This is a genomic window from Ruegeria sp. SCP11 (assembly GCF_040329455.1).
GTDB classification, from domain to species: Bacteria; Pseudomonadota; Alphaproteobacteria; order Rhodobacterales; family Rhodobacteraceae; genus Ruegeria; species Ruegeria atlantica_E.
In genome coordinates, this window is the sequence record NZ_JBDZYG010000014.1 from 20736 (window position 1) to 32632 (window position 11897).

Annotated in this window: 12 protein-coding genes; 9 read left to right on the forward strand and 3 right to left on the reverse strand. The window is 58.3% G+C overall.

Features of this window, described 5'->3' with window-relative positions:
- Positions 1–46: 46 nt before the first annotated feature.
- The 6 genes from ABLN94_RS19040 to ABLN94_RS19065 all read left to right on the forward strand — a co-directional run bounded on the left by ABLN94_RS19040 (position 47) and on the right by ABLN94_RS19065 (position 6736).
- Complete coding sequence (locus ABLN94_RS19040) at positions 47–1591, forward strand: putative bifunctional diguanylate cyclase/phosphodiesterase (protein ID WP_352995464.1); 1545 nt, start codon at positions 47–49, stop codon at positions 1589–1591.
- Positions 1592–1714: 123 nt separating this feature from the next.
- Positions 1715–3517, forward strand: coding sequence for a membrane protein insertase YidC (gene yidC, locus ABLN94_RS19045; RefSeq protein WP_352995467.1), 1803 nt, complete (start codon positions 1715–1717; stop codon positions 3515–3517).
- Positions 3514–4251 carry an MOSC domain-containing protein gene (locus ABLN94_RS19050; protein ID WP_352995470.1) on the forward strand — a complete coding sequence of 246 codons (738 nt, stop codon included), beginning with the start codon at positions 3514–3516 and terminating at the stop codon, positions 4249–4251. Before yidC ends, ABLN94_RS19050 begins: the two co-directional genes overlap by 4 nt.
- Entirely contained in the window at positions 4248–4901 is a 654-nt protein-coding gene (yihA, locus tag ABLN94_RS19055) for a ribosome biogenesis GTP-binding protein YihA/YsxC (protein WP_352995472.1), read from the forward strand. Before ABLN94_RS19050 ends, yihA begins: the two co-directional genes overlap by 4 nt.
- Positions 4898–5266 (forward strand): DUF2946 domain-containing protein, encoded by a 369-nt coding sequence (locus ABLN94_RS19060; protein ID WP_352995475.1) that lies wholly within the window; start codon positions 4898–4900, stop codon positions 5264–5266. Before yihA ends, ABLN94_RS19060 begins: the two co-directional genes overlap by 4 nt.
- Positions 5267–5332: 66 nt before the next feature.
- Positions 5333–6736 carry a PepSY-associated TM helix domain-containing protein gene (locus ABLN94_RS19065; RefSeq protein WP_352995478.1) on the forward strand — a complete coding sequence of 468 codons (1404 nt, stop codon included), beginning with the start codon at positions 5333–5335 and terminating at the stop codon, positions 6734–6736.
- A gap of 48 nt (positions 6737–6784) precedes the next feature.
- Here the strand turns inward: ABLN94_RS19065 and ABLN94_RS19070 are convergent, their stop codons facing one another.
- Positions 6785–7510 (reverse strand): SDR family NAD(P)-dependent oxidoreductase, encoded by a 726-nt coding sequence (locus ABLN94_RS19070; RefSeq protein WP_352995480.1) that lies wholly within the window; start codon positions 7508–7510, stop codon positions 6785–6787.
- A gap of 117 nt (positions 7511–7627) precedes the next feature.
- Here ABLN94_RS19070 and argB point away from each other — a divergent pair, with 117 nt between their 5' ends.
- The 3 genes from argB to ABLN94_RS19085 are packed head-to-tail and all read left to right on the forward strand — an operon-like array spanning position 7628 to position 9691.
- A complete protein-coding gene (argB, locus tag ABLN94_RS19075; protein ID WP_352995483.1) occupies positions 7628–8491 on the forward strand; it encodes an acetylglutamate kinase in 864 nt (287 codons plus the stop codon).
- Positions 8492–8510: 19 nt separating this feature from the next.
- The gene (locus ABLN94_RS19080; RefSeq protein ID WP_352995486.1) at positions 8511–9197 is read left to right on the forward strand and encodes a ferredoxin; all 687 of its coding nucleotides are present in this window, start codon (positions 8511–8513) and stop codon (positions 9195–9197) included.
- Positions 9194–9691: a SixA phosphatase family protein gene (locus tag ABLN94_RS19085; RefSeq protein ID WP_352995489.1), complete on the forward strand. Its 498-nt coding sequence runs from the start codon at positions 9194–9196 to the stop codon at positions 9689–9691. The genes ABLN94_RS19080 and ABLN94_RS19085 overlap by 4 nt, the downstream gene beginning before the upstream one ends.
- A gap of 45 nt (positions 9692–9736) precedes the next feature.
- Here ABLN94_RS19085 and ABLN94_RS19090 read toward each other — a convergent pair whose 3' ends face one another.
- Together ABLN94_RS19090 and ABLN94_RS19095 are read right to left on the reverse strand one after the other, a co-directional pair.
- Positions 9737–10528 carry an amino acid ABC transporter ATP-binding protein gene (locus ABLN94_RS19090; RefSeq protein WP_352995492.1) on the reverse strand — a complete coding sequence of 264 codons (792 nt, stop codon included), beginning with the start codon at positions 10526–10528 and terminating at the stop codon, positions 9737–9739.
- A 12-nt stretch (positions 10529–10540) separates the two neighbouring features.
- The gene (locus tag ABLN94_RS19095; protein ID WP_352995495.1) at positions 10541–11896 is read right to left on the reverse strand and encodes an amino acid ABC transporter permease; all 1356 of its coding nucleotides are present in this window, start codon (positions 11894–11896) and stop codon (positions 10541–10543) included.
- Between the last annotated feature and the right edge of the window lies 1 nt (position 11897).

Genomic DNA, 11897 nt, shown 5'->3' on the forward strand with positions numbered 1-11897 from the left:
GGTTGCACAAATCGTGCTATGCCCATTGTAGAGGCCCAGAAAACCGATGTGGAAACATTTCTCAGTCGAACGCCTTCTCGACGCTCTTGCATCTGTTCTGAGCGGTCCTGCCGCGCTGGCCTTTATTCCGGCCATCAGTCTTGCAGCCTTCTGGATGGGAGGCGAACGGGCGCTAGTAATTGTTGCTCTAAGCCTGCCGTTGGCTTTCTTGGGTGTTGCCGCATTAGACGCGCGGGTTGACAAAAAACAACAGCAGGGCAACCCGCCCGGCGGTTTGATGGCAATCGACACCTTTTCCACTGAACTGGAAGGCTTCTTCAATTCATCCTCCACCAGCGGCGCAGAGTCGGCCTGTATCCTTGTCGCATTGGATGAGTATTCGGAGATTTTGGATTTACATGGCAACGCTGCCGCCAATCACTTGGCCGACCAGTTCGGCCGCCGCATTCTTTCGGCCATACGCACTCAGGACATTGCAACTCGGCTGGACCAAGACAAGATCGCAATCGGCCTGCATCCATCCCATCAACTGGATCTGGAGGCCTGCATTCAGATGGCCGGACGTATTCAGGCGATCATAGAAGACCCTTTCACGCTGAACGGTGCCGGGGTCTACGTATCTTGTTCGATCGGTTTTAGCTTGCTGTCCAGCATGGCAGACGGAGAATACCCGGATTGGATTGACACCGCCTCTGCAGCGCTGGACGAAGCCCAACGCAATGGGCCATCGACCATCCGCGCCTATTCCAGTGAAACCCGTCGCCGCTCGCGCATCCGCGCCAATCTGCGCAAGGAGTTCGAAGCTGCGTTGGACAACGGCGAAATCCGCCCCTGGTTTCAACCTCAGATTTCGACCGACACCGGGCGCGTCACAGGGTTTGAGGCATTGGCGCGTTGGGAACATCCGCAGAAAGGCGTGATGGGGCCGCAAGTATTCCTCCCCTTTGCCGAACAGTCTGAATTGATGGAAAAACTCGGTCAGACGATTCGCCATCACGCTTTCGCGGCTATGTGCGATTGGGATCGCGCAGGGGTCGTGGTGCCTCGGGTCGGCGTGAATTTCTCGTCCGAGGAACTGCGGGACCCGGCCCTGGTCGACCGCCTGAAGTGGGAGCTAGACCAGAACGACCTGACACCAGACCGCCTGGCGGTCGAGATTCTGGAAACCGTGTTCTCGCGCCGCCCTGATGATGTGATCACCCGCAACGTTATCAGCATGTCCAAGTTGGGCTGCTGCATTGATCTGGACGATTTCGGCACCGGCCATGCTTCGATTGCGTCGATCAAACGCTTTGACGTCACCCGGATCAAGATTGACCGCTCTTTTGTTGCCAAGGCGGATCGCGACGCCAGCCAACAACAGCTGGTCAGTGCAATTCTGACCATGGCAGAACGCCTGAATGTCGAGACCCTTGCCGAAGGCGTGGAAACGCAGGGCGAGCATGCCCTGATGGCGCAACTCGGGTGCGACCACGTTCAAGGCTTCGGGATCGGCAAGCCGATGCCCTTTGAAAAGACGCTGGACTGGATGACGGCACACCAGAACAAGGTCAACGAAATGCCGAAGATAGGGCGACAGACAGGTCCATAATCGCTGATTTACACCAAAGACACGCGATCCGTGACGAAATGACGGGCGATTCCGCTTGACCTTTGGGCCTGCACTCTGTTGAACCCACCGGGTGTGTTTCACTGCTTAAGGTGGCTGTCCCCGATGGACGATCAGAACAAGAATCTCATCCTTGCAACCGCGCTCAGCTTTCTCGTGATCCTTGTTTGGTTCGTGCTGTTCCCTCCACCGGAACAGGCACCGACGCCAGAGCAGACCGAGATTACCGCCGTCGAAGGCAATGAGGTTCAGACGCCAAGCGCTACGGGTACCGGAACCGCGGGCGACGCCACGACCGTCACTGAAGAGACACTGCCAGAGGACCAGGCTCCTCGTGTCGATATCGACACGCCTCGTCTGAAGGGTAGCCTGTCGCTGTCGGGCGGCCGGATCGATGAATTGTTCCTGAAAGACTACAAGGTTTCGATCGACGAAGGCGCGCCTATCGTTGACCTGCTGTCGCCGATCGGATCTGAATCCGCCTATTACGCCCTGTATGGCTGGGCCCCCGGTGCTGGTGTCGGAGGCGAAGACGTGCCCGGTCCGAACACGCAGTGGACCGTTGAAGAGGGCGAAACACTGGGCGTTGAAACGCCGATCACCCTAAAATGGGAAAATGGCAAGGGGCTGACCTTCCGCCGAATGATCTCGGTGGATGAGAACTATATGTTCACCGTCACCCAATCGGTTGAGAACGCATCCGACGCCACCGTGGCCATGGCGCCCTACGGAATCCTTGCTCGCCATGGTATCGGCGAAGATGGCGATATTCCCGATCTGAAGAACTTCTTCATCCTGCATGAGGGCCTGATCAGCATGGCTGACGGCACCCTCACCGAAGTCGACTATGGCGATCTTCAGGATGAGTCTGAAACATTCGAAAACATGAGTGAAGGCTGGATCGGTTTCACAGATCACTATTGGATGACAACGCTCATCCCTGAGCAAGGGTCCCAGTTCACATCTTCGGCTGCATTCAACGCCCGGAACAAAGTCTATCAGGCCGACATCAAGACACCTACGCTTACCGTAGGTGCCGGAGAAACGGCGCAAGTGACGACGCGACTGTTTGCCGGAGCCAAGGAATGGGGCACCATTCGCGAGTATCAGGCGGAGGGCGTGCAGAAATTCATCGACAGCATCGACTGGGGTTGGTTCTTCTTCCTGACCAAGCCGATCTTCTGGCTGCTGCACAACATCAACGCGCTGATCGGCAACATGGGCTGGTCGATCATCGGCCTGACCTTGATCATCAAGGCGATCCTGTTCCCACTGGCGTTCAAATCCTACGTCTCAATGGCCAAGATGAAAGAACTCCAGCCGCAGATGGAGGCCTTGAAAGAGGCCGCTGGCGACGACCGTCAGAAGATGCAGCAGGGTATGATGGAGTTGTACAAGAAGGAAAAGGTGAACCCCGCCGCTGGCTGTCTGCCGATCCTGATGCAGATTCCGATCTTCTTCTCGCTGTATAAGGTGATCTTCGTCACCATCGAACTTCGTCAGGCTCCGTGGTTTGGTCCCTTCCAGGACCTGAGCGCGCCGGACCCAACCTCGATCATGAACCTGTTTGGGCTGTTGCCCTGGGCCGGACCGCAGCCTGACAGCCTCATGGCGCTGATCTTCATCGGTATTTTGCCGTTGCTGCTGGGTATCTCGATGTGGCTGCAACAGAAACTGAACCCGGCACCAACCGACCCGACGCAGGCGATGATCTTTGCTTGGATGCCGTGGGTGTTCATGTTCATGCTTGGTAGTTTTGCAAGCGGGCTGGTTGTCTACTGGATCGCGAACAACACGATCACGTTCACGCAGCAATACCTGATCATGCGCAGCCAGGGCTATAAACCGGACGTATTTGGCAACATCAAATCCGGCTTCAAGCGAACACCGAAAACGGGCGATAAATGACGGCTGAAGTAACCCAGCTTTGGCGGCATCCGATCAAAAGCCATGGTCGTGAAGCTGTCGAGACCGTAACCGTGATCCCCGGGCAAACCATGCCCGGGGATCGCGTTTGGGCGGTCGCGCATGAGGCGTCCAAGGCGGACGGCTCTGGCTGGGTGCCTTGCGCCAATTTCAGCCGAGGCGCGAAAGCACCGCAGTTGATGGCGATTTCCGCACGGTCGGATGGAGATACCCTGACGCTGTCCCACCCGGACCGCCCGGAATTAACTTTTGCCCCCGACAACGAGCAGCAGGAATTTCTGGACTGGGTCAAACCTCTGATGCCTGCGGACCGGGCGGCCTCGGCGCGGATCATCCGGGTGCCGGGGCGCGGCATGACCGACAGCAATTTCCCCTCGATCAGCCTGTGCAACGTGGCGTCTCACCGCGCAGTTGGGCAAAAGCTGGGTCAGGATCTGTCGATCCATCGCTGGCGCGGCAACATCTGGTTCGATGGCCCGCCGTTATGGGAAGAATTCGAATGGCTGGGTCGTGAGGTTCAGATCGGCGAAGCCGTGTTCAGCGTTCGTGAACGCATCACCCGCTGCTTGGCGACAACGGCCAATCCGGACACGGGCGTACGTGATGCCGACACTTTGGACGCGCTGGATACCTGGGGCCACAAGGATTTCGGCGTCTATGCCGAAGTTCTCAAGGGCGGCAAAATCTCGGTTGGTGATAAGGTAGAATTGCTATGAACACCCTCCCCTTCCCTCTGGCCGAAGATCCTGATGAGTTCGCACTGGAGCGTGGCCGCAAACTGTTTGCGGGCGAATCCGAATTCGTCAAAGGCGTGGTCGCAATGAACGGCCTGCCCGCGCCCGACCGTTTGGAGGTCTGTTTTGCGGGCCGTTCGAACGTTGGCAAATCCAGCCTGATCAACGCGCTGACCGGCACCAAGGGGTTGGCGCGCGCGTCAAACACGCCGGGCCGCACCCAAGAGATCAACTTTTTCACCCAAGGCCCCGAACTGTATCTGGTTGACCTGCCCGGCTATGGCTATGCCAATGCACCGGTCAAGGTGGTGGAGAAATGGCAGCGGCTGCTGAAGCAATACCTGAGCGGTCGTCAGACACTGCGCCGCGCCTTCGTTCTGATTGACTCACGCCATGGTGTGAAACCGGTCGACGCCGAGATCATGAAGCTGCTGGATACCAGTGCCGTGACTTTTCAATGCGTGATGACCAAGGCCGACAAGGTCAAGGCCAAGGATCGTGAGAAAGTACTGGATCAGGTGCGTGGCGCGTTGTCCAAACATCCGGCAGCATTCCCGGAAATCGTTCTGACTTCGTCCGAAACAGCCGATGGCATCCCGACCCTGCGTTCGATCATCGCGCATTTGGAATGAGCCTGCCAATCCGCCTTTTTGCTCTGCTGACCACGCTGGCGCTGCTGCTAACCGGCGCTATCCCGCAGGGGTGGATGCCCGCGATGGGCAATGACGGCAAGGTGCTGCTGGTGCTCTGCACCGGTGAAGGCACGGTTGAACAATGGGTCGATCTGGACCCGAGCGAACCGATCCACGATGAGGGCGACCAGCGCACTATGTGCCCTTTTGCGGGCCTGAGTGCTGATATCACCTTTCCAACTATTGGGTCGATCATACCCTTTGCGGCCTCGATTCAGCCCCGCTGGGCCCACCGTGATTTCACCCATCGCAGCGCCGGGTTCTACGCCCGCTATGACGCACGGGCTCCTCCCGCCTTCTCCTGATTCACGTCAAATTTTGTAAACCTGCGCAGGTTCTGCGCGGGGCAATTCTCGAATCCGGAGAACACTATGGCAATGGATAGCCAAAGCGTGGGGGAAACCCCGGCACAAAACACTAGTGCGCAAAAGTTCTACTTCGCCGCCTGGCGGTGGCACTTCTATGCGGGGATTTTCGTCATCCCCTTCCTGATCATTCTGGCCGTTACTGGCCTGATGATGATGCTCATCACCCAATTCGATGGCCGTGATGGCGAAAGAATCGCGGTCGAAGTACAGGGCACTGCCCTGCCCGTGTCACAACAGGTCGAGGTCGCGCTGACCGAGGTTCCGGGCACAGTCGTCGAATGGATCGGCCCGAAGGTCGCCGATCTGGCCCCTGTCTTCCGCATCAAATCCGAAGCGGGTCAACGTCTTGTGGCTGTCGATCCTTATGCCGGAGAGGTGCTTCAGGTCTGGGATCGCCGCGCAGGCTGGTACGATTTGGCGGACAACATCCACTCGACCTTGCTGATAGGCACGGCCGGAGATCGCATCCTTGAGATCGCCGCGGGGCTGAGTCTGCTTCTGGTCTTTACCGGCCTTTATATGTGGTGGCCTCGAGGTAACGCCTTGGCGGCCTTTGTCCCGAACCTAGGGGCACGAGGGCGCGCGTTATGGAAGTCTCTACACGCCGTGATCGGATTCTGGATGTCCGGTTTGCTGGTGGTGTTCCTGATCTCTGGCCTGTCTTGGGCTGGTGTCTGGGGTGGTATGATCGTCCAACCGTGGAACAGCTTCCCAGCCGAGAAATGGGACAACGTGCCCCTGTCGGACGACACCCATGCCAGTATGAATCACGGGCACCAGAACGACGTTCCTTGGGCGTTGGAACAAACGCCGATGCCTGCCTCGGGTTCGGAAACCGGGATCGAAGGCGTTCCTCAGGGCACGCCGGTGGATATCGACGCGCTGGTCGCGCTGGGAACGTCTCTGGACATGACCGGGCGTTTCCGCGTGGCCTATCCCGGCGGCACAGACGGTGTCTGGACCCTGAACCGCGACAGCATGAGCAGCGACTCGACCGATCCGGTAAATGATCGCACTGTCCATGTTGATCAGTATACCGGCAAGATTCTGGCAGATGTTAGGTATCAGGATTACTCGCTGATGGGTAAATCCATGGCCGTCGGCATTCCGTTTCACATGGGACTGATGGGCACGTGGAACTTTATCCTGAACCTCGTGTTCTGCCTGTCGGTCATCTTCGTCTGCATCTCGGGCGTGATGATGTGGGTCAAGCGACGGCCGCAGCGCGCAGGACGTCTGGCTGCTCCGCCGATGCCCGCTGAACTGCCGCTGTGGAAAGGGGCCGTTCTGATTGGGCTGTTCACTGCGATGGCCTTCCCGCTGGTCGGCCTGACCCTGCTGGTCGTGCTGACGATTGACCTGTTGCTGATAAGCAATATCCCGGCCATGAAGCGCGCCATGAGCTAACAAAACCGGGCCGTGCCGCACTGGTGCGGTCCGACCAGCTTGATATTCTCAAACGTGCTGTGCCCCATTCACCTCGATTTCCGCACCGGAGATGTATGAGCTTTCCTGAGAGCACAGAAAATAGATCGCCGCGGCGACTTCCTCGGGCTGACCCAACCGTCCAAGTGGCAGCTTTTCCACTATTTTACTGGTGCCAGGGCTGAGGATTCCAGTTTCGACCTCTCCGGGCGCGATAGCGTTCACACGCACGCCCATTGGACCGAAGTCATGTGCCATTTCCCGCGTCAGGGCTGCCAGGGCTGCCTTGGATGTCGCATAGGCAGCGCCTGCAAACGGATGCACGCGCGAACCTGCAATAGATGTCACATTGACGACTGATCCGCGGGCGGCGGCCAATTCCTCTTTCAACCCGCGCGCTAAAACAACGGACGCAAAGAAGTTGACATGGAAAACCTGCCCCCAGGTCATGAGGTCAGTGTCTAGCGTACTCAGGCGTTCTCCATTGGGTCCTTTCGGCGACACCCCTGCATTGTTGACGAGTGCGTGAAGTTTCCCTCCGATCATTTCTTGCAGAACACCGACTGAATTGATCGTATCGGCGGGATCACTCAGATCCAGCTGCACATGGTTTTCTTTTCCCTCCCACGGACAATCTTCGGGCACAGGAGAGCGCGAGCATGTGATAACCCGCCAGCCTTCAGCATGGAACCGTCGCACAGTCGCGAAACCTATGCCCCGGCTTGCACCCGTCAAAACAAGAGTTTTTTGCTCCATTGGATGTGTCTCCTGACTCAGGGTGTGCGGGCACACTAGCAGCGCCGACTGCACTCACAACAGCGATCTTGGCTTATGCGCCTAAAACGCCTAACACGTGAGGAAGAGGACCAAGATATGAAGACACGAGATATGAACCGGGACTGGATCGCCACCGCCGCCACTTTGAACAGCGCTTTGCCTTACCTGCAGCGCTATGACGGGGCAATCGTCGTTATTAAACTGGGCGGCCACGCCATGGGCAGTGACGAAGCAATGGAAAGCTTTGCCCGCGACGTCGTCCTGATGCGTCAGGTCGGTGTAAACCCGGTGATCGTGCATGGCGGCGGTCCGATGATCAACGCGATGCTGGACCAGTTGAACATCCAGTCAGAGTTCGTGAATGGCAAACGTGTGACTGACAAGGCTACTGTCGAAGTGGTCGAGATGGTTCTGGCTGGCCTCGTAAACAAACGCATCGTGCAAGCGATCAACGGTCAGGGCGGCACCGCCGTGGGCCTGTCGGGTAAGGATGCAAACTTGATTACCTGCGATCAGGCCGATCCGGCGCTGGGGTTTGTCGGCTCTCCGTCCAAGATGGAGCCAAAAATCCTGCACGACCTTTTCGCGCATGACGTGATCCCTGTGATTGCCCCTCTGGGCGCAGGCAAGGACGGCGAGACCTTCAACATCAATGGCGACACTGCCGCCGGGGCCATCGCATCGGCGCTCAAGGCGGACCGGCTGCTACTGCTTACGGACGTGTCGGGTGTGAAGAACGCCGCCGGGGACGTGGTGACCGAGCTGAAGGCGGGTCAGATCCGCGAGATGACGATGGACGGCACGATTGCGGGCGGCATGATCCCCAAGACGGAAACGGCGCTGGATGCGCTGCACAGCGGTGTGCGGGCGGTTGTCATTCTGGACGGGCGCGCGCCCAATGCGGTCCTGCTGGAGCTGTTCACCGAGCACGGCGCCGGGTCACTGATCCGCCCCGATTAACGTAACCCGCTGAGGAGAGATGACCGGAAAGCCCCCACCATCCTCTTACGCGGCAGCAATCAGCTACGGCTGGGTAATGCGCGCGGCGCATCAAGCGGGCCTGATCGTCATGGGCGCGACACATCCACGACTAAGTGGTGCCAAGGGGCTGGACGGGGGAACTCTGGTTCTTTTGGGCGCGGGTTCGGCCTTCTGGCCTGTCTTGAAGGCGTCTTCGGAATGGTCGGGACCGGACCCAGTGGACCGCTGGTCCAGCCGCGTCTTTGGTCAGATGGCACAGAATTTGGGCGCACAGGCATATTTTCCGTTTGGCGGACCACCCTATGCGCCCTTCATCGACTGGGCGCTGAAATCCGGTCGCACCTTCAGCAGCCCGGTTGGCGCTTTGGTGCATGACACCGTTGGTATGATGATCTCCTACCGCGGGGCGTTGCATTTTGCGCGGGAATTCGACATCCCCGAAGGCAGCAGCGCGTCGCCCTGCACAGACTGCCCTGCTCCCTGTGCAACATCCTGCCCGGTCGAAGCACTGAACGCCCGCGACTTTTATGACGTCGCTGCCTGCCACGCACATCTATCCACCCCAGAGGGCCAGACCTGTATGACCGGTGGGTGCCTTGCGCGGCTGTCCTGCCCGCTCAGCACAGGCGCAGGGCGCGACCCGGAACAATCCGCCCACCATATGAGAGCGTTTCATCCAACATGACCCGTACCCTGATCCTGACCCGCCACGCGAAATCCAGTTGGGACAGCCCGGCGCTTACCGATCACGACCGCCCCCTGAACAAGCGCGGACGCAAATCAGCCCCGGCGATCGCTGGCTGGCTACGCGAAAACGGATGGCTGCCGGATGAGGTGCTAAGTTCAACCTCAACCCGCACACGCGAGACCTGGGATCGAATGAACCTGCAGGCCGACAAAGTCTGCTTTCACCGCACGCTCTATCATGCGGCCTCCGAGGACATGCTGATCGAGCTGTCAGGCGCCACGGAACCCACGGTGCTAATGCTGGGCCACAACCCCGGCATTGCCGCTTTTGCCAGCCTTATTGTCCGGCAGGCCCCCGACCATGCACGGTTTCACGATTACCCGACTTGCGCCACGACAGTGATCCGGTTCGACATCGACGATTGGGCGCATGTCCGTTGGCGCAGCGGCAACGTGCAGGGCTTTGTCATTCCACGCGAATTGCTAGAATGAAAAAAGGCGGGGCAAAACCCCGCCTTATCAATCGTTTCGTTAGGCTTAGTGCCCCAGAATCTGGCTGAGGAACAGCTTGGTCCGTTCGCTCTGCGGGTTGTTGAAGAACTCTTCCGGTTCGTTCTGCTCCACGATCTGGCCCGCATCCATGAAAATCACGCGGTTGGCGACCTGACGGGCAAAGCCCATCTCGTGGGTCACACACAGCATGGTCATGCCTTCCTCGGCCAGTTCGATCATGGTGTCGAGCACCTCTTTGATCATCTCGGGGTCCAGCGCCGATGTCGGTTCATCGAACAACATGATCCGCGGCATCATGCACAGCGAGCGTGCAATCGCCACACGCTGCTGCTGACCACCCGAAAGCTGGCCAGGATACTTGTCCGCCTGTTCGGGGATCTTCACCTTTTCCAGGAAATGCATCGCGCGCTCTTCGGCCTCTTTCTTGGGCGTCTTGCGCACCCAGATCGGGGCCAGCGTGCAGTTCTCCAGAATGGTCAGATGCGGAAACAGGTTGAAGTGCTGGAACACCATGCCAACCTCGGACCGGATCTTGTCGATGTTCTTGAGGTCATTCGACAACTCGGTCCCGTCCACGATGATCGTGCCCTGCTGGTGTTCCTCCAGCGCGTTCAAGCAGCGGATCAGGGTGGACTTGCCTGATCCCGACGGCCCCGCGATTACGATCCGCTCGCCCTGGTTGACGGTCAGATTGATGTCGCGCAGCACGTGGAAGGACCCGTACCACTTGTTCATGTTGGTGATTTCGATGGCGACCTCGTCGCTCACCTGCATCTTCGTGCGGTCAATTTCACGTTCTACAGCAAGTTGAGACATGCGTTGAACTCCTTAACGGTGGCCAGTCTGAAGCTTGCGCTCCAGGTACATGGAATAACGGGACATGGAGAAGCAGACGACGAAGAACAGAACGCCGATAAAGGCAAACAGTTCCCAGTAGACGCCGTTCCAGGCGGTATCGGCGCGGATGCCATTGGTCAGGCCGATCACGTCGAACAGACCGATGATCGAGACCAGCGTGGTATCCTTGAAAATGCCGATAAAGGTCGACACGATGCCCGGGATCGAGATTTTCAGAGCCTGAGGCATGATGATCAACCGCTGCGCCTGCCAGTAGTTCAGGCCCAGACTGTCCGCGCCTTCGTACTGACCGCGCGGCAGAGCAGCCAGACCACCCCTGATCACCTCGGCCATATAGGCGGCCGAGAACAGGGTCATCATGATCATCACCCGCAGGATGATGTCAAAATTGGTGCCCGGCGGCAGGAACAGGTTCAACAGCAGCGAGGCCACGAACAGCAGGGTGATCAGCGGCACACCGCGGATGAACTCGATAAAGCCCACGCACAGATACTTAACGATCATCAGATCCGACTGACGGCCGAGTGCCAGAACGATACCGATGGGCAACGAGACACCGATGGCCACAACGCCCAACAGGATCGCCAGCATGAAGCCTCCAAAGTCGCGGCTTTCCACCGGAGCGATGCCGATCGGAATGACGGAGTTGATCGCGTCAGCAACCGAACCGGAGGCAAACAACCACCAGAGAATTGGCACTGCGACTGCAAGGATCATCGCTGTCAGTGAACCTGCGACTGGGAGCACAAACTTGTATGCAAGATACCCAAAGCCAAGCCCGGCGGCGACCATCAGCGGTCCCCAGATGCTGCCGCCCCACATCAGCCAAGGCAGCAGGAACGGATAGGCCGCCGTCACGAAAAGAAGTTTGCGCGGTACTTTGGTGAACAGCACCGGCGCAATCGCGACAAGCAACAGGATGAAGGTCAGGTTAGGCCGAAAATAGGCGGGCCAGCCGCCGGATTCGGGCGGATTAGACCACGTTGCGTCCGGATGCGCCGGATAAGGTGGATAAAAACCGTACAGCAATTGTAGCCACCGGTCCTTGATAACACCCCAGCACGCATGACCATGAGTATCGCCCCATGTGGCCATCATGATCTCGCGACATTCCGACAGGGAGTTCGCATTCCAAACGGATTCGAACGTCCAACTCAGGATGTTCGAAAGCACGTAGTAGATGAAATACAGAGAGATGATGGTCAGAATGGCGTTCAGCCAGCTTGAGAACAGGTTGTGCCTGATCCAGCCCAGTACACCAACCTCGGATGCGGGTGGCGCCTTTTCCGGCAACATTTCCGTGCGGACAAATGAAACATCACTCATA